This is a genomic window from Kribbella koreensis, from assembly GCF_039525325.1.
GTDB classification, from domain to species: Bacteria; Actinomycetota; Actinomycetes; order Propionibacteriales; family Kribbellaceae; genus Kribbella; species Kribbella koreensis.
This window is the reverse complement of sequence record NZ_BAAAHK010000028.1, coordinates 1-24776: the sequence shown is the minus strand read 5'-3', so window position 1 is coordinate 24776 and position 24776 is coordinate 1. Positions and strand designations below refer to the sequence as shown.

Genomic DNA, 24776 nt, shown 5'->3' with positions numbered 1-24776 from the left:
ATTGCTCTCTGGTCACATCCGTACGCCGCGGCGTTACCGCGGAACGTCTGAAAGGCTGGTTGGTAGTCATGGTTCGGTGGCAGAAGAAGGCGGTGGCCACGGGGGCGGCGCTCGTGCTCGTCGCGGCGCTCGGCGCCTGTAGTTCCTCCGGCGGCAAGAAGGAGGAGGAGAAGGCGAGCGGCTCGTCCGGCAACGTGGCGACCACGCCACGGATGAAGGTTGCCCTGATCACCCATTCCAAGCAGGGTGACACCTTCTGGGACATCGTCCGCCGCGGCGCCGAGGCGGCCGCGCAGAAGGACAACATCGAGCTGCAGTACTCCTCCGACCCCGACGGGGCCGGCCAGGCCAACCTGGTCCAGACGGCGATCGACTCCAAGGTCGACGGCATCGCGGTCACCCTGAACAAGCCCGACGCGGTGATCCCGAACGTGAAGAAGGCGGTGGCGGCCGGCATCCCGGTGACCGTCCTCAACGGCGGCCTGGACACCTGGAAGACCTCCGGCGCGATCGGGTACTTCGGTCAGGACGAGCGGATCGCGGGTCAGGCGACCGGTGAGAAGCTGAAGGCGCTCGGCGCCAAGAAGGTCATCTGCGTCATCCACGAGCAGGGCAACGTCAGCCTCGAGGCGCGCTGCCAGGGCATCAAGGACAAGTTCGGCGCGGTCGAGAACCTGAACGTCGACGGCGCCGACCAGCCCGGGACGCAGGCTACGATCACCTCGAAGCTGCAGCAGGACAAGGGCGCCGACTACGTGATGGCGCTGAACGCGGGCGTCGCGCTGACCGCCGTCCAGGCGGCCAAGGACGCCGGCTCGTCGGCCAAGATCGGCAGCTTCGACATGAGCAAGGAGATGGCCAAGGCCGTCCAGGACGGCACCGTCGACTTCGCCGTCGACCAGCAGCCGTACCTGCAGGGTTACCTGGCCGTCGACGCGATCTGGCTGAACAAGACCAACGGCGACACGATCGGCGGTGGCGAGGCGACCCTCACCGGGCCGGCGTTCATCGACAAGTCGAACATCGAGGCCGTCGCGAAGTACGCCGCGGCCGGGACGCGCTGAGGTCCGGCCATGGCATCGACGATCACCACGCCGGCGGCGGCCGACGACCGGGTCTCCACCCGGTCGGTGGGCGCCCGCCTGCTGAGCCGGCCGGAGATCGGCTCCCTGGTCGGCGCGGCGGCGATTCTGATCTTCTTCGCGATCGCCGCGGCTCCCTTCCGGGACATCAACAACGTGGGGACGATCCTGTACGGGGCCGCCCTGATCGGTGTCATGGCCGTCCCGGTCTCGCTGCTGATGGTCGGCGGCGAGTTCGACCTGTCGGCCGGCGTCGCGGTGACGACGGCCGGTCTGACCGCGGGCATCTTCGCGTACCAGTTCAGCGTCAACGTCTGGCTCGCCATGGTCGTGTCGCTGGCGCTGGCTCTGCTGATCGGCGCCTTCAACGGCTGGCTGCTGATGAAGACCGGGCTGCCGAGCTTCCTGGTGACGCTCGGCACCTTCTTCATCCTGCAAGGCCTGAACATCGCGGTGACCCGGCTGACGTCGGGCGCCGTGGCGTCGAACTCGATCAGCGACATGGACGGGTTCTCCACCGGCCACGCCGTGTTCGCGTCGCAGTTCAAGCTGGGCGGGATCACGGTCAAGATCATCATCGTCTGGTGGATCGTCTTCGTCGCGATCGCCGCCTGGTTCCTGCTGAAGACCAAGATCGGCAACTGGATCTTCGCGGTCGGTGGCGACGCCGCCGCGGCCCGGGCGGTCGGCGTACCGGTGAAGCGGGTCAAGATCGGCCTGTTCATGGCGGTCGGCTTCTTCGCCTGGTTCACCGGCATGCACCTGCTGTTCGCGCAGAACGGAGTCGTGCAGTCCGGTGAGGGTGTCGGCAAGGAGTTCCTCTACATCATCGCGGCGGTGGTCGGCGGCTGTCTGCTGACCGGCGGCTACGGCTCCGTGGTCGGCGGCGCGGTCGGGGCGCTGATCTTCGGCATGGTCCAGCTGGGCGTCGTGTACGCCGGCTGGAACCCGGACTGGTTCAAGGCGTTCCTGGGCGTGATGTTGCTGCTGGCCACGATCGTGAACCTCGTCGTCAAGAAGAAGGCGGAAGCGCGATGACCACCACGAGCAGTTTCGACGCCGAGGCGGCCGCCGGGCCGACCACCCCGGTGGTGCACCTGGACCAGGTCGGCAAGAGCTACGGCAACGTGAACGCGTTGCGCGGGGTCTCGCTGGCGGTCCGGCAGGGCGAGATCACCTGCGTGCTGGGCGACAACGGCGCGGGCAAGTCGACGTTGATCAAGATCATCGCCGGCCTGCACGAGCACTCCGACGGGACGCTGTCGGTGAACGGTGAGGAGCGCCGGTTCAAGTCGCCGCGGGAGTCGCTGGACAGCGGGATCGCGACGGTCTATCAAGACCTGGCGCTCGCGCCGCTGATGTCGGTCTGGCGGAACTTCTTCCTCGGCAACGAGATCACCAAGGGGTTCGGCCGGCTCGACATCCGCCAGATGACGCGGATCGCGCAGGAGGAGCTGACCAAGATGGGGATCTCGATCCCCAACCTCGATCAGCCGGTCGGGATGCTGTCGGGTGGTCAGCGGCAGTGCATCGCGATCGCGCGGGCGATCTACTTCGGCGCCAAGGTGCTGATCCTGGACGAGCCGACGGCGGCGCTCGGCGTCAAGCAGTCGGGGGTCGTGCTGAAGTACATCGTCAAGGCGCGCGATGCCGGGCTGGGCGTCGTCTTCATCACCCACAACCCGCACCACGCGTATCTGGTCGGGAACCACTTCGTCGTACTCAAGCTGGGCCGGGTGGCGCTGGACACGCATCGTGCCGACATCACGCTGGAGCAGCTGACCAACGAGATGGCCGGTGGTTCCGAGCTGGAGGCGCTCAGCCACGAGCTGCGCGACATCGACGCAGGTGCGGTGGCACGGCCGGTCGACGGGCCGGCCAGGATCCAATCCCCGCTGGAGAGCACATGACCCAGGACCTCAGGATCGGCATCATCGGCGTCGGAGCCATGGGCGCCGACCACGCCGAACGGGTCGCCCGCCGCATCTCAGGCGCCCGCCTCGTCGCGGTGTCCGACCCAGACACCGCGCGGGCAACCACCTTGGCTGCGGCGCTGGGCGACGTGCGGGTGGTTGGAGATCCACTGGCGTTGATCGGTGATGACGAGGTCGATGCGGTCATCATCGCCTCGCCGGGGTTTGCTCATGGGGAGCAGTTGATGGCTTGTCTGGAGCAGGGGAAGCCGGTGCTCTGTGAGAAGCCGTTGACGATGGATGCCGAGTCGTCGTTGCGGGTGGTCGAGGCGGAGCACAAGCTGGGGCGGTCGTTGATCCAGGTCGGGTTCATGCGGCGGTTCGACCCGGAGTACGCGCGGTTGAAGCAGCTGTTGGACTCCGGTGAGCTCGGCCGGACGCTGTTGCTGCACAACGTGCACCGGAACAAGACGGTCCCGGAGACTTTCCGTAGCGAGATGATCGTGCGCGATTCCCTGGTGCACGAGGTCGACGTGGCGCGCTGGCTGTTCGACGACGAGATCAAGCGGATCACCGTGCACGCCCCGAAGCCGACCAGCCTGGTCGCCGAAGGGGTGCTCGATCCGCAGCTGGCGATCTTCGAGATGGCCAATGGCGCGATCGCCGACGTGGAGGTGTTCGTGAACTTCCAGGTCGGGTACGAGGTGCGCTGTGAGGCTGTCGCCGAGAAGGGCAGCGCGACGATCGGTCTCGGGGTCGACGTACTGACCAAGCAGGCCGGACACTGGGGTGGCGCGGTGCCGGACGACTTCCGGGTCCGGTTCGGGCTCGCGTACGACATCGAGGTCCAGCGCTGGGTGGACGCCGCGGCGAAGGGCGAGATCGACGGCCCGAGCGCCTGGGACGGGTACGCGGCCGCGGCGGTCTGCACGGCCGGCGTCCGGTCACTGCAGGAGGGCCGCCCGGTCGAGGTCGAGATGGTCGCCCGCGACGAGGTCCTCGGATGAGGACCGGCGAGTGAAGGCCGACGGATGAGGACTGACGGATGAAGGCCGGCGAGGTCATCGGACGAGGAACGCAGACTTACCGAACGAGCGAGGGATGCAGCTGTGAGCATTGAGCGAATCACCCATCTGGTCGGCGGAAGCCCGTGGACGGGAGTCTCCGAGCGGACCAGCAAGGTCTACAACCCGGCCACCGGCGAGGCGACCGGTGAGCTCGACCTGGCCTCGGCGGCCACCGTCGACGAGGTGGTCAAGGTCGCCCACGACGCGTCGAAGGCGTGGGGCACGATCTCGCTCACCAAGCGCGCCCAGGTGCTGTTCGCCTTCCGCGAGCTGTTGAACGCGCGCAAGGAGGAGATCGCCGCGCTGATCACCGCCGAGCACGGCAAGGTGCTCTCGGACGCGCTCGGCGAGGTCACCCGTGGGCTGGAGGTGGTCGAGTTCGCGTGCGGCATCCCGCACCTGCTCAAGGGCGGTTTCAGCGAGAACGTCTCGACCAACGTCGACGTCTACTCGATCCGGCAGTCGCTCGGCGTGGTCGCGGTCATCTCGCCGTTCAACTTCCCGGCGATGGTGCCGCTGTGGTTCGTCCCGATCGCGATCGCCTGTGGCAACAGCGTGGTGATCAAGCCGTCGGAGAAGGACCCGTCCGCGGTCAACGCGGTCGCCGCGCTCTGGAAGGAGGCGGGGCTGCCGGACGGCGTGATGAACGTCGTGCACGGTGACAAGGAGGCTGTCGACCGGCTGCTCGAGCACCCCGACGTCAAGGCCGTCTCGTTCGTCGGCTCGACGCCGATCGCGCGCTACGTCTACGAGGCCGGCACCCGGAACGGCAAGCGCGTCCAGGCGCTGGGCGGCGCCAAGAACCACATGGTCGTCCTGCCCGACGCCGATCTCGACCTCGCCGCCGACGCCGCCGTCAACGCCGGCTTCGGCTCAGCCGGTGAGCGCTGCATGGCGATCTCCGCGCTGGTCGCGGTCGAGCCGGTCGCCGACGACCTGATCGCCAAGATCCGCGAGCGGATGGGGACGCTGAAGACCGGCGACGGCACCCGCGGCAGCGACATGGGCCCGCTCGTCACCGGACCGCACCGCGACAAGGTCGTCGGGTACGTCGAGGCCGGGGTCGAGGCCGGCGCGGAGCTGGCCGTCGACGGCCGCGAGGGTCCGTTCGACGGTGGCGACGATGGCTTCTGGCTCGGCCCGACGCTGTTCGACAAGGTCACCCCGGATATGTCGATCTACACCGACGAGATCTTCGGGCCGGTGCTGTCGGTGCTGCGCGTCCCGTCGTACGACGCGGCGCTCGAGCTGGTGAACTCGAATCCGTACGGCAACGGCACGGCGATCTTCACCAACGACGGCGGCGCTGCCCGGCGGTACCAGACCGAGGTCGAGGTCGGCATGGTCGGCGTCAACGTGCCGATCCCGGTCCCGATGGCGTACTACTCGTTCGGCGGCTGGAAGAACTCACTCTTCGGCGACACCCACGCCCACGGCACCGAAGGCGTCCACTTCTTCACCCGCGGCAAGGTCATCACCTCCCGCTGGCTGGACCCATCCCACGGCGGCCTCAACCTGGGCTTCCCGACGCACGACTGACCGCTCACTCCTGAGTGGTGACTACCCCAGTCGAAGTCACCACTCAGGAGTCGGGCAGATCGCGAGCTGCCCGGTGTCCTTCGTGTCGTCGATCCCACGCATGTACACGTGGTACCGGACCATCACGCCGTAGCAACTCGGCTTGGGCAGCGGATTGTGCTGCGGCTGGTACCACCTCTGCTGATCGAACTTCACCCGTGCCGACGAGTTGTACTGCTTCCAGCTCTTCGCCTGCCCATAGCTGGAGTTCCAGAAGCCGACCTTCCGGTTGCCGCAGCTCGGCCAGAAGCCGACCCCGATCGAGAACGGCACCTGCACGCTGATACTCGGATTGAACGAGCACCCGTAGCCCTTGTACGCGTGCTGCACGTCGAGCTTCAGCCACGCCAGCGGCTTCCGCGTGCACCCATGGCTGACCGAGTCGTACTGATACCCGTTGACGGTCAGTGTCGGCGCCACCACCTGCGGACTGGCCACGCGATAGTCGATGTTGCCGTCGACCGGCCCGTACCGGACCGCTTTGTAGGTCAGGGTGCCGGTCACGGAGTAGTTCAGGCACAGGAACAGCTCGGGGAACACGAGCCACTTGCTGATGCTGAACGAGTCCGTGTTCGGCCGGCTGGTGTTGGCGAAGGCCGGCGTCGGCGTACCGAGGCCGGCCACGATCACCAGGAGAGCAGCTCCTCCTGCGGTCGTCGACCGCAGAAGTCTTCTGATCGTCTGCCGCATGGGTCGAATGTAGAGGCTCGGTGACTACTCAGAGTGAGTTGAGATCTAGTCTGGATGGACTTGCAATACGGTCACGGGACGATCGCGTAGGCGGCGAAGTCATACAGGGAGTAGCCGTAGGTCGTGGCGCGGTCGACTCCCTGGAGGCGTAGGTAGCGGCCGGTCGCGTCGAGCCAGACGGTGTCGGTACCGCCGTCGCCGCCGGTGATGTCGGCTGCGGTGGTCCACGTAGTGCCGTTGTCGGAGACCTCCAGCCGGTACGCCGATCCGAAGGCGGCTTCCCATTGGAGGACCACCTTGCCGAGTCGAGTGGTGGTGCCCAGGTCGACCTGTAGCCAGGAAGCGTCGTCGTAGCCAGAGGCCCAGCGGGTGGTCGGGTTGCCGTCGATGGCGAGGTCCGGGGTGAAGGAGGTGCCGGGCTCGACGCTTGATGCGGTGGCTGGTCGGTTCAGCAGGGCGTTGGTGGTGGAGGTCTTCGGGCGAACCGACGCGGTCAGCGTGCTGGTGTAGGTCTGACTGCCGATCGTGAAGGTCACCGGGATGGCGACTGCCGTCAGAGGCGCGTCGGCTGGTGGGGTCAGCTTCAAGGAGACTGTGCGAGTGAAGCCGCGTGTTACCTCGACCTGCTGGCTAGCCGGCGCTCCCCAGCCAGCGGGAGCTGCGATGGAGAGCGTGCCCGTGACATCGACGGGCGCAGCCAGGGCGACGTTGACGGTGGTGGTCTGACCCCGGACCACGTCGGTGTCGTCGACTGCGAGCGTGACGGGCGGTGCATCCGCCCAGCGCGGGATCAGCTCGGCTACCTGTGGGGTAGCGCTCCCGCCGTTCCATACAAGGCGAATCGCCTCCGCTTGAAGGCTGCCAAAAGCCAACTCGGTGTATGCCCTCGTCACGCGACCAACCTGACGCCACTGCCCGCCAACGCGGACCTCTACCTCAGCAGACCCCACTGCGGCCGTCCGCTGGAGCACAGTCACCGCTGCAAGAGCCCGAGGCGCCGACAGCGTCGCCACCAACGCGTCCCCGGCTACCGGCGCATTGCCCGCCAGATAGGCCGTCCCAACGTTGCCATCGACGGCTGCCTGGTACGACGAACCCGTGGCGGGCGTCGGCGTACCGGTGACTGTCATCGAGGTCTTGCCGCCGCCAAGCGTCTGCACCGAGAACTCACGCACGACAACCCAGAAGTCGTCCGCCGCCAACGCCCGGTACCGGACATAGCGCGCCTTCGTTCCAACTGGCGCCGTGACCCGTACCTCGGCCGTGGTGGCACGCGTCAGCTCGGTCCAGTGAGCCCCATCGACCGAGTACTCGAGCGCACCCGACTGGATGAAGTCGCTAGGACTGCCCGCTTTGCCCATCAGCAAGGCGATGTCACCGATCGCCGTGCTCTCGCCGAGGTCGACCCGCACCTCGGAGTCCGGCGCAGGAGTCCCATTGCTCCAGAAGAACGTGTTCAGGTCGCCGTCGACCATCCGCGCCGGCACGTTGTCCTGATAGATGCCGAGCGTCGTCGATGCAGCACGCGCCGGGACGACGCCGAGCCAGCGATCCTGGACGCGGCCGATCTCGGCGAGCAGCTCGTCGACGACGCGCTCGCCGATCCGCGGATACGTCCCACTGTGCGGCAGTCGGCTGTCGCGGATCGCCTTGGCCTGGGTGACCAGCGCATCGATCTCCTGACGGGCCGTCCAGGCGCGGGCGCCGTTCCCGTTGTCGAGGGTGGTGAGCAGATCGAGTCCGCGCAGCATCGCCTGGCCCCACAGTTCGGTTGCCTTGAGCCACGACTCTGCCTCGGCGGCGAAGGCCGGATCGGGCACGCCGGCGCGGATCGTGGCCGGCGCCTCGGCGACGGCCTTCACGACTGGCCGGAGTACCGCAATCGCGGAAGCCCTGTCGCCGGTACGCCAGGTCTGCCAGAAGGTGTCGATCGCGGCCTGGAGCACCGGCGCGCTCGCCGAGTGGAGGGTGCCGTCGTACGTGTTGAGGTCGGCGAACACCTTCAGGGCGTTGATCGTGCGCTGCTCGCCGTCGGAGCGTTCCGCCAGGGCGCGAAGCCAGGAGGCCTGCTCGTTGTAGGAGGCAGGGTTCCAGCCGAGTTCGGCGAAGGAGTAGAGCGCGATCTTGCTGACCGCGGCCTGGTTCATCGGGTTGGAGATGATGCCGACGACGTCGGCGGCGAGGGCGGGTTCGCGGCCGCTGTACGGAGCGAGCAGCAGGCGTCCGGCCGCATAGTCGTTGACCGGGTAGTTGTCCCAGATCAGGATGTTGTGCCCGAAGACGGCCTTCGCGGCAGCGGCCTGTGCGGCTGTGATCGTCTGCGGTACGACGCCGACGCCGGTCCAGTGCACGACGACGTCGGAGTCGAGCTGCTCCCGCAATGCCTTCTTGTACGGGCTTTCCGAGACGTTGTAGTACTCCGTGGGCACCATCTGCAGCGGTGCGAGATCGGGCTTGGTCTCGACCCACTCGCGCTGGACGCGGTTCAGCAGTTCGCTCTGCGCGCGTCCGGCGGCGGCTCCGCCGGTCCCGTACTTCGCCCGGTCGGCGTCGCAGTGCCAGGTGTTGTAGTCGATGTCGTCGAGCGGCACGTTGAACGACCGTCCGCCGAGCGCGTAGAGCGCCTCGAACTTCGCGATCAGCGCCTGGAAGTCCGACTCGGAGGTGTAGCAGATGTCGAGTCCGGGGGACAGGGCGAAGGTGAAGTCGACCTTGTTCTGGCGGGCGCGGGTGACGAGTTCGCCCAGCTGCGCGAGCTTGTCGGCGGGGTAGGGCTCGCGCCACTTCTCCCGGTGGTACGGGTCGTCCTTCGGCGCGTACTCGTAGGTGTTCATCCGGTGCGCGCCGAGGTAGTCGACATGATCCAGCCGGTCGGCCTGCGACCAAGGCGTGCCGTAGAAGCCCTCGATCGAGCCGCGGTACCGCATGGTCGGCCAGTCCCGGATCGAGACGCCAGGCATCCAGTCGGTGCCGGTGTGCCGGGTCTGCACGAGTTGAGTGAGCGTCTGGGCGGCGTAGTACGTGCCGTCGGTGTCGACGCCATCCAGTACTACCTGATTGCGGCCCTGACGATCGCGCCCAGCCGCCAGCACGTACCCCTCGGCGGGCAACCCGGCACTACCGCTGACCTGCAGCCCGTCCAAGGGTCCTTCACCGAGCCAGATGGTGGTCGGCGTACCGGGGTCGACGCCGTCGGTGGCCTTGACCTCGGTCACCCCGGCCCGGTTGAGCACCTGCCGCACGACTCGTTCGCTGTCCGCATCGGAGTCCTTGCCCCGCACCAGCCCGACCACGGGCGGCAGGGCGAACCCGTCACTCCGGTTGGTCACCTGCTGGGGTTGCGGCGAGACCGGCCCGGCAGCAGGGCCGGCGTACGGCGTACTGGCTGCTGTGCCCGCAGAGGAGGCGAAGGGCGCGGCCAGCGCGATCAGACCGACGACGGACAGTAAGGACAGCGAGCGACGACGCACGGGAGTCTCCTCATGACTGGGCGGCTCCAGTTAGTTAGCCACTGTTCATAAGTGCGCGTCAAGGCATCAACGGAACAAATTTGAACGTTTAACCTGGAGTGGTCAGGCTGATGAGTTCGTCGACGAAAGCGTCGTCGAGACGGCCGCGGGCGACGAATGCCTGGTAGAAGAGTGGGCCGACGAGCGCCGCGAACTGGGCGTCGCTGAGCGGACCGGTGATCGCGGCGAGCGCCTCCTTGCGCCGGCCCGCGAGGTGCTGGAGCGCCTCGGACGTGCTCTCGTCGCGGTGCGCCCGGGCGATCAGGGCCGTCAGAATCGACGCGGTCTCCGACGTGCTCAGGTTGCCGCGCAGGCCGTGGAGGAACTCGGGCACGGTCATCGACTCGTTGTCGTCGACGCGCATCACGTAGTACTCGAGGGTCAGGTCGACGAGTAGTTGCTCGGGGGTCGCCCAGTGCCGGTAGAGGGTGTTGCGCGAGACGCGGGCCTGCCTGGCCAGTGCGCTGAAGGTCACCGCCTCGGCGCCTTCGGTCAGCAACAGCGCGCGAGCACAGGCGAGCACGTGCTGCCGGGTCCGCTCGATCCGGGGGTCGGTGGGGCTCGTCATGCACTTATGGTACAGCTTGTACTATAAAGTGCTAGTTGTCCCGTACGGAGGAGGACCGATGGCGACGACGCTGATTCGTGGGGCTCGGGTGTTCGACGGGCGGGAGCTCACCGGGCCGCGGGATGTGGTGATCGACGGCCAGGTGATCGCGGCTGAAGCAGGTGAGCCTGCCGAGGTGGTCGAGGCGGACGGTTTGACGCTTCTGCCGGGGCTGATCGACGCGCATCTGCATCTGAAGGGGCCGGAGACGCTGGCGAAGCTGGTGTCGTACGGCGTGACCACCGCGCTCGACATGGCGACCTGGCCGGCCTCGCTGGTGCAGTCGTTGCGCAACCAGCCGGGCGTCACCGACATCAGGAGCGCGGGGCTGCCGGTCATCGGCCGGGGTGGGCGGCATGCGCAGTTCGGGATGCCGGAGGGCGCGTACGCCGGTACGCCGGAGCAGGCCGGCGACATGGTGAGCAGCCGGATCGCGGACGGCTCCGACTACCTCAAGCTGGTCCTCGAAGCACCGGGAGAGGGCGGACCAGACCCCGAAACGGCTGCGGCGCTTGTTGTGGCTGCACGCGATGCAGGGCTGAGGACGATCGCTCACGCCACTTCGCTGGGCGCCTATGATCTCGCGATCGCCATCGGCGTGGACATCGTCACCCACGTGCCGCCTGGGGAGGTGCTGCGTCCTGAGCAGGTCGAGGCGATCGCGGCGGCCGGGCAGGTCGTAGTACCGACGCTGACGATGGCGGAGTCGATCAGCAAGCTCAGAGGCACTCGCCTTGAGGATGCCCTCGAGACGGTCAGCGCGCTGCATGAAGCGGGTGTGCCGATCCTCGCCGGTACCGACGCCAATGATCAGCCTGGTGTTCCACCGGTCGAGTACGGCGCCAGCCTGCACCGGGAGCTCGAGTTGCTGACCCAAGCCGGCCTGACCAACGCCGAAGCTCTCACTGCGGCGACAGCCGGACCAGCGAAGCACTTCAAGCTGGCAGACCGAGGTGTTGTCGAGGCAGGCCGACGGGCGGACCTCCTGCTGATCGCAGGAGATCCGCTGAAGGACCTGAACGCCACCCGGGCCATCACCAGGGTGTGGGCGGCTAGATAGTCGAGGAAGGGCGGGGCTGGAGGCCGGCGTCGCGGTAGCAGGCGTCGATGAGTTCCATCGTCGCGTGGGCGTCGTCGGCGTCGGTGATCAGCGGTGCGCCGTCGCGGAGGTGCGCGGCGAACGCCTCCAGTTGGTACGTGTAGGAGGACTTGGTACCGAGCCGCTCGACCCAGGTGTCCTCCTTGGTCTTCACCGTGACCCGGTCGTCCAGGTGCGGCAGGACGAAGCTCGGTGCGAACGCCTCACCCCGCGTACCGATGATCCGCAGGCTGAAGTCGAGCTCCTCACCGGCCATGCTCGTCCGCACTGCGCCAGTAGCCCCGTTGGGGAACACAAGGTCGGCATTGAGCCACTCATCCACACCAGGAAGCCGCTTGCGCTCTCCTGCCCGGGCACTGGCCAGCTTCGGCGCTCCACCACCCCAGGGCGCGAGCATCCGCTGCGCATGCAGCGCATAGCAGCCGACATCCATCACCGCACCACCAGCGAGCGACAGCGACCAGCGCGGGTCGTCGTCGGCCGGTGGCGGCATCACCATGGTCGCCTCGACGTGCTGCAGCTCACCGAGCTCACCCTTCGCCAGCAACTCGTGCAGCCGCCGCGTCACCGGATGGAAGACGTAGTGGAAGCCCTCCATCAGTACTACGCCCCGCTCGCGCGCAGCATCACGCACCAAGGCCGCCTCGGTCGCATTGCTCGCGGAGGGTTTCTCCGTCAGTACATGCTTGCCGGCGGCAATCGCCCGGAGGTTCCACGGACCGTGCAGACCGTTGGCGAGCGGGTTGTAGATCGCCTCGACCTCCGGATCGTCGATCACGTCCTGGTAGCTCGCCAGCACCCGCTCCACCCCGTGCTCGGCGGCGAACGCCTCCGCCCGGCCGGTATCCCGGGCAGCGACCGCGACCAGCCGGGCGCCGGTCAGCCGGGCCGGTTCGGCGATCGCGCGGCCCGCGATCCGGGCGGCGCCGAGGACTCCGATGCGAAGCGGTTCCATGCGTTCTCCCTTGCTCAGATATCAGCCGTACGGCGGCGTACGGTGTGCTCGTCGAGGGCCTGCTGCAGCCGGATGTCGGGCCAGTCCTCGGCGAGGGCTTGGCGGACCAGATCGGCCTGGGTCTGTGGAGCGAGCCCGCCGATCGGCTGGTCCCGGTCCAGGTTGGTCGGGAAAGCGTATCCCTCGGCGCTCGCGGCGATGACATTGTCCAGATCGAAGGCGTCATCGTGCCGCAGAGTACGCAGTACGGGATAGAGGGTGACCGCCATCCGGACCCGGTCGACGCTCTCCATCGCCCGGCCGAACGCCGATGAGATCTGCAGCAGGTTCGCCATCCGGAAGATGTCGCTCGAGTGGTTGCTGCCGGCCGCGTGGAACAGCGCCGGGTTGAAGAACACCGCGTCGCCCTTGGTCAGCGGCAACTGCACGTGATGAGCGACGAAGTGCGCGCCGAACTCGGGCTGCCGCCAGGCGAGGTAACCCAGCTCGTACTTGTGCGAGTGCGGCAGGTAGAGCGTCGGCCCACTCTCCACCGGCATGTCACAGTGCGCGACCGCCCCCTGCAGTGTCAGCACGCTGGACAGCTTGTGCACATGAGCAGGGTATTGAGCCGCGACCTCGTTCGACTGGAATCCGAGGTGGTAATCGCGATGCACCGTCTGACCTTCACCTCCCGGATTCACCACGTTCACCTGCGACGTGACCTGGTACGCCGGGCCGAGCCACGCCTTCGCCGTCAACGCGAACAGCTCGTTGGAGTAGTAGGCGGCGAATACCTCGGGCGCCCGCAGCGCCAGCTTCTCCAAGGCGTTCCAGACCCGGTCGTTGGCACCGGGCTTGGCGAAGTGGTCGCCGGCCGCGGTCCCGGCCCGGTGCTGGTCGTCGATCATCTTGCCGAACTCGGCCGTCGTGGCGTCGACCACATCGTTGCCGAAAGCACCTTTCAGGACGACGATGCCGGGGCCGTCGCTGAGCGCCTTCGCCAGCTCGGCCTGCACCGAAGGCGGGTCCTCCTTACGGATGCGGGCGGCGTCGTACAGCGGGACCTGCTGCTCGATCGCGTCGGCGTACGGGTAGCCGGCGGGGTCGGTGCCGGTGCGCAGTACGGCGAGCAGGTCTTCCAGGCGGGCGTCTTCGGGCTTGAGCCAGGTCATCGGTAGGGCTCCTCTCGTGGTGGCTTCAGCCTGGTGCCTGGATGATTGAGGCGGTACACCTGAAACCCGTCAAAAACCCGTCATCCGGGGAGCGCGAATGAGCCGTGCTTTTCGCGTCCGCGACATCGCGGTGCAGGCCGGGCTGAGCGAGACCACGGTCGACCGGGTGCTGAACGGCCGGGCCGGGGTGAGCACGCGCGCGCAGCGTCAGGTCGACCGGGCCGTCCGGGAGTTGGAGCGGCAACAGGACCAGTTGCGTCTCGGAGGTCGCACGCTGGTGGTCGACCTGGTCATGCAGGCGCCTGCGCGCTTCACCGGTGCGGTCAGGGCGGCCCTGGAGGGTGAGCTGCCGGGTCTGCGGCCGGCCGTCATCCGTGCCCGGTTCGCCTTGGACGAGACGGCGTCGGCGCCCGCGATGGTCGAGGCGCTCGACCTGGTACGCCGGCGCGGCTCGCAGGGCGTCATCCTCAAGGCGCCGGACGAGCCGGAGGTCGTCGAGGCGGTCGATCGCCTGGTCGCGGCCGGGATTCCGGTGGTGACGTTGGTGACCGACCTGCCGACGAGCCGTCGGGTCGCCTACGTCGGGATCGACAATCGAGCGGCGGGGGCTACTGCGGCGTACCTGGTCTCCCAATGGCTCGGCGATGCCCCCGGCAACATTCTGGTCACCCTGAGCCGCGACACCTTCCGTGGTGAGGAAGAGCGCGAGATGGGCTTCCGTACCACCCTCCGCCGGCCGGCCCCCGACCGCTCGATCGTCGAGCTCAACAACACCGACGGCCTGGACGCCACAACCCATGCCCTCGCTCTCAAGGCCCTCACTGCAGACCCCGCCATCAACGCTGTCTACTCGATCGGCGGCGGCAACCAGGCCATCGTCAACGCCTTCAGTGACTTAAACCGCCCCTACCGCTGCTTCATAGGCCACGACCTGGACCCCGACAACCGGGCACTACTCCGCAGTGGCGCCCTATCGCTCGTCCTGCACCACGACCTCCCCGCAGACCTCCGCCGCAGCTGCCACGCCCTTCTCCAGGCCCACCACCTTCTCCCGGACGCCCCGCACTCCCTTCCCTCCAACATCTACCCGATCACCCCGCACAACCTGCCTACCTAGCGCGGTGGCGCAGTAGTGCAGCGGGGGACCAGGGTCGGGGGGATCACCACTGGGCTGGTCGGCGGAGTGCCGGTCAGCCGGGCATGCGCGGTGGTGATGGTCTGGGTAGCCAGTGCTGTGGTGTTTTGCGCAACGGTGGTGAGGTTGAGGTGGGAGGAGGCGGCGATGGCGGTGTTGTCGTAGCCGACCACCGAGAGGTCTGCTGGGATCTCCAAGGGGGACTGGCGGATGGTGTCCAGGAAACCCATCGCTGCGCGGTCGTTGAAGAGGGTGACGGCGGTGACGGGTGGGGGCTCGTTGAGGAAGGTCTTGGCGGCGTCGGCTCCGTCGGCCTCGGTGCGGCCGCCGGGCTGGACGTGCGCCTCGAAGCCGGCATGGCGAATGGCCTTGCGATAGCCGGTACGCCGCTCTGTCGCGCCCGGCGTCTTGCCGCCGTCGATGTGCAGGATGCTCGTATGGCCCAACGACAGCAGGTGTTCCACGGCCAGCCGTGAACCGGCGACGTCATCAGTCCGTACTACGTCGACGCCGGCCGCGCGGACGTTGCGGCCGATCGAGATGACGGGCTGTGACTCGGCCAGGGCCGACAGGGCGGATGGCGAGAGCTGTGGGCCGAGGAGGATCAATGCCTCGCAACGGTAGTCCAGCAAGGACTGCACGGCGCGGGGCTCGGCACGCGACGGGGCGACGGCGCTGAGCGCGAGGTCGTAGCCGGCGGCTTCCGCAGCGGAGTACAGGGCCTCGACCAGGTCGCCGTGGAAGGGAGCCCGGACGTCGAATGTCACGCCGAGCAACCGGGTCCTGGTGCGGCCGAGCAGCCGGGCGCGGTGGTCGGGCCGGTAGCCGAGCTCTTTCCCTGCGGCCAGTACGCGTGCCCTGGTCGCATCGCTGGCCCCTGGCGCGTCGCGGTACACGATCGAGACGAGCGCTCGCGACACCCCGGCCAGCCGGGCGACGTCCTCCATCGTCGCGCGGGACAAGGAATCACCTCCAACTAGTCCGAAAACGATTACGCCGCAGAACTCTTGACGGGCCCATCAAAGCAGTGTTCGCTAGCTCGTGACTAGAGCGCTCTAGTAGATGTTGCTACTACTAGTAGTTGCTCGTCACAACGGGGAACACCACACGTCATGAGGAGATCGACCACATGCGTACCGACCATGGGCTGCAAGTCATCCGGATCGCGTTGATCGGCGCCGGCCGGATCGGCACCATGCATGCGGGCAACGTCGCGCGCCGGGTGCCGGCCGCCGAGCTGGCCGCGGTGGTGGACCCGCGGGTCGACGTGGCCGAGAGCCTCGCGGCGAAGTACGACGCCCGGGCGTACCCGGACATCGACGACGTGCTGAAGGATCCCGAGATCGACGCGGTCGCGATCACCTCGATCGCGAAGGTGCACAGCGAGCTGGTCGTCCGCGCGGCCGAGGCAGGCAAGGCGATCTTCTGCGAGAAGCCGGCCTCGCTCGAGCTGGCCGAGATGGACCGCGCGATCGCGGCGACGAAGCAAGCGGGTGTGGTCTTCCAGGTCGGCTTCAACCGGCGCTTCGCCAGCGACTTCGCGGCCGCGCACGCCGCGGTCGTCAACGGCGAGATCGGTACGCCGCAGCTGATGCGCTCGGTCACCCGCGATCCCGGCTGGCCGGCCGGGATGACGCATGCGGCCGGGATCAAGCCGTGGACGATCTTCCGCGAGACGCTGATCCACGACTTCGACACGTTGCTCTGGCTCAACCCGGGCGGCCGGCCGGTCGAGGTGTACACACGGGCCGATGCGCTGGTCGCCCCGCAGTACAAGGAGACCGGGCTGATCGACACCGCCGCGGTGATGCTCAGCTTCGACAACGGCGCGATCGCGACGGCGGAGGCGAACTTCTCGGCGCTGTACGGGTACGACGTGCGCGGGGAGGTGTTCGGGTCGAAGGGGATGGTGACGGCCGGGCGGCACGCGAACACTCCGATGCTGCACTACGGCGAGCACGGGATCAGCCAGCAGACGCTGCGCAGCGACGAGGAGATGTTCACCGACGCGTACGTCGCGGAGATGTCGCAGTTCGCCGACGCGATCCGGACCGGCTCGGCCCCGCCCGTCACCGGCGAGGACGCCCGCAACGCGTTGCGGGTCGCGCTGGCTGCGATGAAGTCGCACGAGGAACGGCGTCCCGTCCAACTCGACGAGCTCGGATGAGGCTTTCCCGCGCTCTCCTCGCCGGCACGAGATTGGAAGAGATCTGATCAAATCGATGCTTCGACTCGACGGTGCGCCCCCGACCCTCCAAGATGTGCCCATGAGCACCGTCCAGGTCAGCGTAGATCGCACCAGCCGCACCCCGCTTCACGTACAACTCGCGCAGCAGCTCGAAGCGGCGATCCAGGGCGGTGACCTTCCGGTCGGTTCCCGGCTCAGCAACGAGGTGGACCTCGCGGAGGCGTACGGCCTCAGCCGCCCCACCGTCCGCCAGGCGATCGCCCGGCTGGTCGACCAGGGCCTGCTGGTCCGCAAGCGCGGTGTGGGCACCCAGGTCGTCGGCAACTCGGGCCAGGTCCGCCGCAGCCTCGAACTGACCAGCCTGTACGACGACCTGGCCGCTGCGCATCGCAAGCCCCAGACGGAGGTACTGCGCTTCGGTATCGCCCCGGCGACCCCAGACGTCGCCGCTGCCCTCCAATGCGAGCAGGGCGATCGCGTACTGCGCCTGGAGCGGCTCCGTCGCGCCGACGGCGAGCCACTGGCCCTGATGCGCAACTGGCTGCCCCCGGAGATGCTCGACACCGACCCGAACACATTGGCCGAGCGCGGACTCTATGAGCTGCTGCGGGCTGAGGGGGTTCGCCTGAAGGTGGCGCACCAGACCATCTCGGCTCAACCCGCTACTGCAGAGCAAGCCCGGCTCCTGATGGAAGAGCCGGGCTGCCCGCTGCTGGCGACCACACGGATCACCTACGACGACCACGGTCGCGCGGTGGAGTACGGCTCACACCTGTTCCGCGCCTCCCGCTACGCCTTCGAGCACACCCTCGTCCACCGCTGACCCACCCCTCAGAGGGCCGGCGGCGGACGAGAGAGCCTTTACTTCTTGGTGCCGGGGAACTTCCAGTCCTTGTCGCCTGCCATGTCCAGCAGCTTCTCGACGCTGATGGCCGGCTTGGGCCGGGTGTGCTTGAACCCCTTCTCCGCAATCGCGTTGTAGCTGGTGATGCTGATGTAGCGGCCGTCCGCGTAGCGGATCACGGCCGTGTTCCCCAGTACGCCCTCCTTGTTCTGCCGGGCGTCGCTGTACTCAGGGGAGTTCTTGTCCCAGCCGGCCACACCGCCACCTGGCAGGACCTTGCAGTGGTTCGGTGCTCCCTCTACTCCGCACTTCTTGACCGTCGGCACCTCGTAGGTGACGAACGCCTCGACATAGGACTTGCCCTTGCCATCGTCGACGATCACAGAGGCTGCGTTGTAATCCTCCGGAGTGCCACCCCGCGTCTGCGGCTGGGTGACCTGAAGGCCCTTCGGTAGTACGGCTCTGAGCGTCTGCAGGGTCTCCTGCACCGGTACCGGCGGCTTGCTCACCCCGGGGCTCGTCGGCTGGGGCTTCTCCGGGGTGTTCGACTCCACCGGCTTCGGCGGGAAGCGCCAGGTGTCGCTGTCCGCGATCTTGACCAGTTCGGCCGTGGTCAGCGGGGGCTTGGGGCGAGACTTCTCGACCGTGACGGCGCCGTTGCGAGTCACGGTGGGGCCGTTGAGGCTCGACAGGGCGATCGTCTCGCCGCCGGGGCGAATGAGGTAGATACGGTTGGTGAGGACGCCAGGAGTCCGCTCGTCGACCTCGTCCTTCACGACCGTGAGCACTGAGCCGTCCGCGCGAGGGGCGCAGGTTCCGGGCTTCTGGTCCGAACAGCCCTGGTCCTTCCCCCACGCTGGTCTGATTGCCAGGCTGAGCAGGGACGGGCCCTTGCCGTCGTTGACGATCAGCTCGGCCTGGTAGCCCCCGCCGTCGTCCCAGACCTGGGCCTTGGCGACCTTGAGGCGCGCGGGCAGGAGCTTGGTCAGCGTCGCCTGGGTCTCCTTCATGGTGACCGGCTTAGGCGCTTCCTTGGTCACCGCGGTCGACTGCTTGGTCGTCGTACTGGCGGCCGGGGGTTGGGCGTCCTTGGCGAAGAGCTGGTTGCCGCCGACGATGACGGCGGCTGTGGCCAGCACCGCCGTGGCACCGGTGGCGGTGAACAGGGCGGTGCGGCGGCGGCGCAGGGTGAGGCCGCGGGCCATGCCGCGTTCGACCAGGTCGGTGGACTCGGGGTCGAGGTTCTCGGTGGCCCGGCGCATCAGCTCGGGCAGGGTGTCGTTCAGGTTCTTCATCGGGGTCCTTCTTCTCAGAGAGCGATCAGGTGGTCGGCGTCCGCGCCCAGGACGGCGCGCAGCCGGTCCAGGGCTCTGGACGTTCTGGTCCTGATCGCACCGGCGTTCTTGCCGAGATCCAGCGCGACCTGTTCGACGCTGCGATCTTCGAAGAACCGCAGCACCAGCACCGCACGGTCGAGAGGGGCCAGTTCGGCCAGCGCGTTCTGCAGCGAGATCCGCAACGCCGGATCACCCGGCCGGTCGGCCCGCTCCGGCATCGAGGACACCGGCTGCTCGCTCCAGCTGCGCCGGCGCCGTTGCGAGATGAAGGTCCTGGCCAGCACTGTCTGGGCGTAGGCCGGCGGGTTGTCGATCCGCTGCAGGCCCCGCCAGGCCCGGAACATCTTCGCCAGCGTCTCCTGGACCAGATCCTCGGCGTGGTGCCGGTCCCCGGTCAGCAACCAAGCCGTCCGATACAACTGTGGCGTTCGCGCTCTGGCGAACTCCTCGAAGTCGTCCGTCGTAGATCTCATCCCGGCCTCTCCGTCGTGGTCTCACCTGTACGACGCCCCGTCCTGCCACCGGCGTTACACCCACCCGAGTCTCCCTGCCAAGAGGTCCGCCGCCCCGCGCCTGGGTGCAACAACGTGCAACTCGGTGGACTTGGGGTGAGGCGACCGATACGTTCTGTGAGCCTGTGTCGTGGCACGGTTATCCACAGGCGGTCGGGACCGGGTGGCGCCGGTCGGCCCAGGGTTGAAAGGATGTCGCTCAGGGTGACCGCTCGGGTCGCCGTCCGAGACGCTCACGGGGAGACGATGACAGCCGACAGACTTGCCCCGCGCCGGTACGTCGGCGGCGACGCGGTCGAGCTGATCGACGCCCAGGTCCGCGACCTGGTCCGGCGCGAGGGCATCGACCCGCTGCGCAACCCCGGCGCGGTGAACGCGATCGTCGCGACGGTCGTCAAGGAGTACGACGAGCGCAGCCTGACCGGGATCGTGCCGCCGATCGGCGACCTCGAAGCGGTCAGCCGCGAGGTGCACGACCGGGTGGCCGGCTTCGGCCCGCTGCAGCGCTATCTCGACGACCCGGCGGTCGAGGAGATCTGGATCAACGAGCCGAGCCGCGTGTTCATCGCGCGTGAGGGCCGGCACGAGCTGACCACCACGGTGCTGACCGAGGAGGAGGTCAGCGACCTGGTCGAGCGGATGCTGAAGACGACCGGCCGGCGGATCGACGTCTCCCAGCCGTTCACCGACGCGCGGCTGCCCGACGGCAGCCGGGTGCACATCGTGCTCGGCGGTATCACCCAGCGCTACGCGGCGATCAACATCCGCAAGTTCACCGTCCGGGCGACCCGGCTGGCCGATCTGGTCGCGCTCGGCTCGCTGACCCAGCACGCCGCCGCGGTGCTCGACGCGGCCGTCGCGTGCGGTCTCAACATCCTCGTCTCGGGTGGGACGCAGGCGGGCAAGACGACGATGCTGAACGCGTTGTCCGGTTCGATCCCCGGCAGCGAGCGGGTGATCAGCTGCGAAGAGGTCTTCGAGATCAAGCTGCCGATCCCGGACTGGGTCTCGATGCAGACCCGGCAGGCAGGCCTCGAAGGGACCGGCGAGGTCCGGTTGCGCGACCTGGTCAAGGAGTCGCTGCGGATGCGGCCCTCGCGGGTGATCGTCGGTGAGGTCCGCGGCGAGGAGTGCCTCGACCTGCTGCTCGCTTTGAACAGTGGACTTCCTGGCATGTGCACGATTCACGCCAACTCGGCTCGCGAGGCGCTGACCAAGATGTGCACGCTGCCGCTGCTGGCGGGGGAGAACATCGGCTCCCGGTTCGTACTGCCGACCGTCGCGGGGTGCGTCGACCTGGTGGTTCACCTCGGGATCAGTCATGACGGCCAGCGCCGGGTGCGCGAGATCCTCGCGGTCAGCGGGCGTATCGAGGGGCAGGCGATCGAGACGGAGAACCTGTTCGCCACGGTCGACGGGCAGTTGCGGCGGGCTGAAGGGCAGTTGCCGCATCCCGAGCGCTTCCTGCAGCGTGGGTACTCGCCGGCCGGGCTGCTCACCGAGTTGCCGGGAGGGCTGAGCTGATGGGGCTCCTGCTCGGTCTCTTCTTCGGTATCGGCGTACTGCTGATCATCTGGACGTTCGTCGCGCCGCGTGAGGCCAAGGTCAGTACGGATGGCCGTCTGGTGACTCGCAGCCGGGATCTGCTGGCTGCCGCCGGGGTTGAGGGCGTGACGCCGGCCGCGTTCATCGGGGCCTGTGTGATCACGGGGTTTGTCGCGTTTCTGTTGATGTTCCTCGTCTCGGCTGCGTTGCCGATCGGGCTGGTGTTCGGCGTGATGGCGGGTGGGGCGCCGGTCGCTTTGCTGAAGGGACGGGCGCGCAGGCGGTTGGCGGAGTTCCGCGAGCTGTGGCCTGATGTGGTCGACAACATCGCGTCCGCAGTACGGGCTGGTCTGTCGTTGTCCGAGGCGCTGGCCCAGGTAGGGGAGCGGGGGCCGTTGCCGCTGCGGGAGCCGTTCCGGCGGTTCGGTTCGGACTATGCGTCCACTGGCCGCTTCGCGGATTCCCTTGACCGGTTGAAGGCTCGCTTGGCCGACCCAGTCGGCGACCGCGTGATCGAAGCACTGCGAATCGCCCGCGAGGTCGGCGGTGGCGACCTCGGCCGCCTGCTCCGTTCCCTCTCGAGCTTCCTCCGCGACGACGCCCGCACCAGATCCGAACTGGAGGCCAGACAATCCTGGTCAGTCAACGGCGCCCGGGTAGCAGTCGCCGCCCCCTGGTTGGTCCTGGCCATGCTCTCCTTCCAAGGCGACGTAATCCAGCGCTACAACTCCCCGGTAGGCGCCCTGATCATCGGCATCGGCGCCGTCGTCTGCGTCTTCGCCTACCGCCTGATGCTCCGCATCGGCCGCCTACCAGAACCAGAACGGGTGCTGCGATGACTCCAACACCCCACGCCACCTTCCCTCGCGCCCGCCCGCTGGCCGGTGCGTCGGCTGCGACGGCCCAGGCCATGTTCTTTGGGGCCCGCTCGCTGGCTGGTGCGTCGGCTGCGACGGCCCAGGCCACGTTCTTTCGGGCCCGCTCGCTGGCTGGTGCATCGGCTCCGACGGCCCACGCCACCTTCGTCCCGACCGGGTCGACGGGTTCTGCGTGGACTCTGACGCCCCACCTCGCCTTTCTTCGGCCGACGTTCGGTGGGGAGCTGCTGCGATGAGTCCGATGGTGCTGGGGGCTTTTCTGGGTGGGTTGCTCGGTGGTGGGTTGTTGCTGGTGGTGCGGCGGTTGCCGTTCCTGCGGAAGCCGTCTGTCGATGACCGGATCGGGCCGTATCTGCGGGATCTCGGTGGGTCCGATGTGTTCCGGGGAGTGGTGGATTCTGGGTCGCCGTTCTATGCGATCGTGCGGCTGTTCGGGCCGTCGTTGCGGGCCGGGGCGGGGCGGCTGGAGCGGATTCTGGGTGGGGCCGCGTCGATTCGGCGGCGGCTGGGGCGGGCCGGAATCGACCGTACTGTTGAGGAATTCCGGATCGAGCAGGTGTTGTGGGGCGCCGCTGGGTTCGGGGTGGGGTTGCTGATCGCCCTTGTTTCGTTGTCGTTGGGCATCGGGAATCCGATCGGGCTGCTGGTCCTGTGTTGCTTCCTGGCGATCATCGGGGTGCTGTCCCGCGATACGTACCTGACCAGCCAGGTGCGCCGTCGCGAGCGCCGGTTGCTGGCCGAGTTGCCGACCGTCGCCGAGTTGCTGGCCTTGTCAGTTGCTGCAGGCGAAGGTCCTGCGGCCGCGCTGGACCGGGTTGCGCGGTCGTGTCGTGGTGAGCTGGCCGATGAGCTGCAACGAGTTCTCGCCGAGACGCGAGCGGGTGATCCGTTGGTGCGGGCGCTCGATGCGTTGGCGGATCGCAGCGGGTTGCTGGCGCTGTCGCGGTTTGCTGATGGGCTGGCGGTCGCGCTCGAGCGCGGGACGCCGCTGGCCGACGTACTGCGAGCTCAGGCGGGTGACATCCGCGAAGCCAGCCGCCGGGAGCTGATCGAGTCGGGCGCCCGCCGGGAGGTCGCCATGATGATTCCGGTGGTGTTTCTCGTGCTCCCGGTGACCATTGCCTTCGCCTTCTACCCAGGCGCCGTCGGGATCCGGCTGATCGCCGGATGAATTGAGGAGATGCCATGTCCCTGTTGATGACCAGACTGTTCCTGACGCTGGTGATGAGGCCCAGACCGGCCGCGAAGGAACGCGGCGACGTCCCCGGCTGGGTCCTGATCACCGTGATGACGGCAGGCCTCGTCGTGGCGATCTGGGCCATCGCCGGCCCCAAACTCGCCGACATGCTAGGCAAAGCCCTGGACTCCGTCTCCAACAAGTGACCCAACCCCACCACTTCCACCCGCTCCACCTACCCAAGGTCCCGGCGGTACTTCGGGGTGCCCCGCGACGGAGTAACCGGGGCGCTGCTTCGACCCGCCCAGCTGCGGCGGAGGTGCGGACCCGGCCCGCCCGCTTCCCACGCGACGAACGCCGGAGCGCTGCACCCCGCGCCCCGCAACGGGATGACCGGCACGCCGCGCTCCGTACGTCGCGGCGGGGCGACTGGAGTGCCCGGGGTGCTGTACTCCGTGCCTCGGGACGGAGCGACCAAGGCGCTGTGTTCCGTTCGTCGCGATGGGGCGACTGGAGTGGCTGGGGTGCTGTGCTCCGTGCGTCGGGACGGAGTGTGCGGGGGGCTGTACTTCGCGCTCTGCGACGGGGTGAGCGGGGCGGGGTGCTGCGTGCTTTGCGATTGGGGGAGCGGGATGCTGTGGTCCCTGCCTCGGGACGGGGTGAGGGGAGTGGGCGGGGAGCTGTGCGCGGGCCAGTGCCGCGGGGGGAGCGGGGGGCTGCGGTGGTGGAGTTTGTGATGGTTTCGATGCTTGTGGTGCCGTTGTTTTTGGGGGTGCTGCAGGTGGGGTTGTTCTTGTATGTGCGGAACACGATCACGGCGGCGGCGTCCGAGGGGGCGCACTACGCGTCGGTGATCAATCGGGAGCCGGGGGACGGGGAGGCTCGAACTCGGGAGTTGATCGACGGGGTTGTTCGCAACGAGTTGATCGACTCGGTCGAGGGGCAGGCGACCGATGTCGATGGGCAACCCGGCGTACTGGTCGTGGTCAAGGCGCACATGCCGCCGCTCGGGTTGTGGGGACCTGGCATCTCGTTCACCGTCGAAGGCCACGCGGTCAAGGAGACCGGCGAATGACCCGCCAGCCCACCCATACGGTCACGCAAACCCAACCCGCCCAGACGGTTACGCCAACCCAGCCCCGGTGGACCGCCACGCAAACCCAATCCCCGTGGACCGCCACGCCAACCCGACGCCGGTGGACCGCCACGCACGCACAACTCTCACCGAGCAGGCCGACACGCCGAGGTAGGCGCTTGCCGGGGGCGCTTATGCGTGCGTCGGCGGACCTGTCCGCTCCGCCAGGCGAACTCTTGCCAGAAGGGCGCGGTGAGCAAGCCGGACGCGGTGAGCGGGCTGGCCAAGGCGGGTGGGCTGGGCAAGGCGACCGGGCCGGGTGGGCTGGTCGACAGGAGTGGGCTGGGCGTAGTGGGCGGGCTGGGTGGGCTGGGCGATGGGAGTGGGCTCGGCGAGGTCGGGGAGCGGAGCGTGGCGGGGTGGCTGGGCAG

The 24776-nt window shown here is 68.1% G+C and carries 23 protein-coding genes; 15 read left to right on the top strand and 8 right to left on the bottom strand.

What is annotated here, in order from left to right:
• Positions 1-68 precede the first annotated feature (68 nt).
• The 5 genes from ABD116_RS41565 (at position 69) to ABD116_RS41545 (ending at position 5601) form a co-directional block, all read left to right on the top strand.
• A complete protein-coding gene (locus ABD116_RS41565) occupies positions 69-1064 on the top strand; it encodes a substrate-binding domain-containing protein (RefSeq protein ID WP_343984241.1) in 996 nt (331 codons plus the stop codon).
• A 9-nt stretch (positions 1065-1073) separates the two neighbouring features.
• Positions 1074-2120 carry an ABC transporter permease gene (locus ABD116_RS41560; RefSeq protein ID WP_343984239.1) on the top strand — a complete coding sequence of 349 codons (1047 nt, stop codon included), beginning with the start codon at positions 1074-1076 and terminating at the stop codon, positions 2118-2120.
• On the top strand, positions 2117-2992 hold the full coding sequence (locus ABD116_RS41555; RefSeq protein ID WP_343984237.1) for an ATP-binding cassette domain-containing protein: 876 nt from the start codon (positions 2117-2119) through the stop codon (positions 2990-2992). Before ABD116_RS41560 ends, ABD116_RS41555 begins: the two co-directional genes overlap by 4 nt.
• Positions 2989-4002: a Gfo/Idh/MocA family protein gene (locus ABD116_RS41550; protein WP_343984235.1), complete on the top strand. Its 1014-nt coding sequence runs from the start codon at positions 2989-2991 to the stop codon at positions 4000-4002. The genes ABD116_RS41555 and ABD116_RS41550 overlap by 4 nt, the downstream gene beginning before the upstream one ends.
• A gap of 102 nt (positions 4003-4104) precedes the next feature.
• Complete coding sequence (locus ABD116_RS41545; protein WP_343984233.1) at positions 4105-5601, top strand: CoA-acylating methylmalonate-semialdehyde dehydrogenase; 1497 nt, start codon at positions 4105-4107, stop codon at positions 5599-5601.
• 36 nt (positions 5602-5637) lie between these two features.
• Here the strand turns inward: ABD116_RS41545 and ABD116_RS41540 are convergent, their stop codons facing one another.
• The 3 genes from ABD116_RS41540 to ABD116_RS41530 form a co-directional block, all read right to left on the bottom strand.
• The gene (locus tag ABD116_RS41540) at positions 5638-6330 is read right to left on the bottom strand and encodes a hypothetical protein (RefSeq protein ID WP_343984231.1); all 693 of its coding nucleotides are present in this window, start codon (positions 6328-6330) and stop codon (positions 5638-5640) included.
• Between the two features lie 71 nt (positions 6331-6401).
• Positions 6402-9800, bottom strand: a complete 3399-nt coding sequence (locus ABD116_RS41535; RefSeq protein WP_343984229.1) for a glycoside hydrolase family 84 protein — start codon at positions 9798-9800, stop codon at positions 6402-6404.
• An 88-nt stretch (positions 9801-9888) separates the two neighbouring features.
• Positions 9889-10407 carry a TetR/AcrR family transcriptional regulator gene (locus tag ABD116_RS41530; protein WP_343984227.1) on the bottom strand — a complete coding sequence of 173 codons (519 nt, stop codon included), beginning with the start codon at positions 10405-10407 and terminating at the stop codon, positions 9889-9891.
• A 58-nt stretch (positions 10408-10465) separates the two neighbouring features.
• Here ABD116_RS41530 and ABD116_RS41525 point away from each other — a divergent pair, with 58 nt between their 5' ends.
• On the top strand, positions 10466-11506 hold the full coding sequence (locus tag ABD116_RS41525; RefSeq protein WP_343984225.1) for an amidohydrolase family protein: 1041 nt from the start codon (positions 10466-10468) through the stop codon (positions 11504-11506).
• Here ABD116_RS41525 and ABD116_RS41520 read toward each other — a convergent pair.
• Both ABD116_RS41520 and ABD116_RS41515 read right to left on the bottom strand, forming a co-directional pair.
• Positions 11499-12500: a Gfo/Idh/MocA family protein gene (locus ABD116_RS41520; protein ID WP_343984223.1), complete on the bottom strand. Its 1002-nt coding sequence runs from the start codon at positions 12498-12500 to the stop codon at positions 11499-11501. The genes ABD116_RS41525 and ABD116_RS41520 overlap by 8 nt on opposite strands.
• 14 nt (positions 12501-12514) lie before the next feature.
• Entirely contained in the window at positions 12515-13654 is a 1140-nt protein-coding gene (locus ABD116_RS41515; protein WP_343984221.1) for a phytanoyl-CoA dioxygenase family protein, read from the bottom strand.
• Positions 13655-13751: 97 nt separating this feature from the next.
• On the opposite strand from ABD116_RS41515, the gene ABD116_RS41510 reads away from it, so the two are divergent.
• Entirely contained in the window at positions 13752-14771 is a 1020-nt protein-coding gene (locus ABD116_RS41510; protein WP_343984219.1) for a LacI family DNA-binding transcriptional regulator, read from the top strand.
• Here the strand turns inward: ABD116_RS41510 and ABD116_RS41505 are convergent.
• Positions 14768-15751 carry a LacI family DNA-binding transcriptional regulator gene (locus ABD116_RS41505; protein WP_343984217.1) on the bottom strand — a complete coding sequence of 328 codons (984 nt, stop codon included), beginning with the start codon at positions 15749-15751 and terminating at the stop codon, positions 14768-14770. The genes ABD116_RS41510 and ABD116_RS41505 overlap by 4 nt on opposite strands.
• A gap of 167 nt (positions 15752-15918) precedes the next feature.
• On the opposite strand from ABD116_RS41505, the gene ABD116_RS41500 reads away from it, so the two are divergent.
• Together ABD116_RS41500 and ABD116_RS41495 are read left to right on the top strand one after the other, a co-directional pair.
• On the top strand, positions 15919-16956 hold the full coding sequence (locus ABD116_RS41500) for a Gfo/Idh/MocA family oxidoreductase (protein WP_343984215.1): 1038 nt from the start codon (positions 15919-15921) through the stop codon (positions 16954-16956).
• A 100-nt stretch (positions 16957-17056) separates the two neighbouring features.
• On the top strand, positions 17057-17800 hold the full coding sequence (locus ABD116_RS41495; RefSeq protein ID WP_343984213.1) for a GntR family transcriptional regulator: 744 nt from the start codon (positions 17057-17059) through the stop codon (positions 17798-17800).
• A gap of 38 nt (positions 17801-17838) precedes the next feature.
• Here the strand turns inward: ABD116_RS41495 and ABD116_RS41490 are convergent, their stop codons facing one another.
• Both ABD116_RS41490 and ABD116_RS41485 read right to left on the bottom strand, forming a co-directional pair.
• The gene (locus ABD116_RS41490; RefSeq protein WP_343984211.1) at positions 17839-19116 is read right to left on the bottom strand and encodes a hypothetical protein; all 1278 of its coding nucleotides are present in this window, start codon (positions 19114-19116) and stop codon (positions 17839-17841) included.
• A 14-nt stretch (positions 19117-19130) separates the two neighbouring features.
• Positions 19131-19631 carry a SigE family RNA polymerase sigma factor gene (locus ABD116_RS41485; RefSeq protein ID WP_343984209.1) on the bottom strand — a complete coding sequence of 167 codons (501 nt, stop codon included), beginning with the start codon at positions 19629-19631 and terminating at the stop codon, positions 19131-19133.
• Between the two features lie 285 nt (positions 19632-19916).
• Between ABD116_RS41485 and ABD116_RS41480 the strand changes: the two genes are divergently transcribed.
• The 6 genes from ABD116_RS41480 to ABD116_RS41455 all read left to right on the top strand — a co-directional run bounded on the left by ABD116_RS41480 (position 19917) and on the right by ABD116_RS41455 (position 24345).
• Complete coding sequence (locus ABD116_RS41480; protein ID WP_343984207.1) at positions 19917-21194, top strand: TadA family conjugal transfer-associated ATPase; 1278 nt, start codon at positions 19917-19919, stop codon at positions 21192-21194.
• Positions 21194-22054 (top strand): type II secretion system F family protein, encoded by an 861-nt coding sequence (locus tag ABD116_RS41475; RefSeq protein WP_343984205.1) that lies wholly within the window; start codon positions 21194-21196, stop codon positions 22052-22054. The genes ABD116_RS41480 and ABD116_RS41475 overlap by 1 nt, the downstream gene beginning before the upstream one ends.
• On the top strand, positions 22051-22329 hold the full coding sequence (locus ABD116_RS41470; protein ID WP_343984203.1) for a hypothetical protein: 279 nt from the start codon (positions 22051-22053) through the stop codon (positions 22327-22329). Before ABD116_RS41475 ends, ABD116_RS41470 begins: the two co-directional genes overlap by 4 nt.
• Positions 22326-23264: a type II secretion system F family protein gene (locus ABD116_RS41465; protein ID WP_343984201.1), complete on the top strand. Its 939-nt coding sequence runs from the start codon at positions 22326-22328 to the stop codon at positions 23262-23264. The genes ABD116_RS41470 and ABD116_RS41465 overlap by 4 nt, the downstream gene beginning before the upstream one ends.
• Positions 23265-23278: 14 nt before the next feature.
• Positions 23279-23476 carry a hypothetical protein gene (locus ABD116_RS41460; RefSeq protein ID WP_343984199.1) on the top strand — a complete coding sequence of 66 codons (198 nt, stop codon included), beginning with the start codon at positions 23279-23281 and terminating at the stop codon, positions 23474-23476.
• A gap of 476 nt (positions 23477-23952) precedes the next feature.
• Positions 23953-24345, top strand: coding sequence for a TadE/TadG family type IV pilus assembly protein (locus ABD116_RS41455; protein ID WP_425552270.1), 393 nt, complete (start codon positions 23953-23955; stop codon positions 24343-24345).
• The last annotated feature ends 431 nt before the right edge of the window (positions 24346-24776 follow it).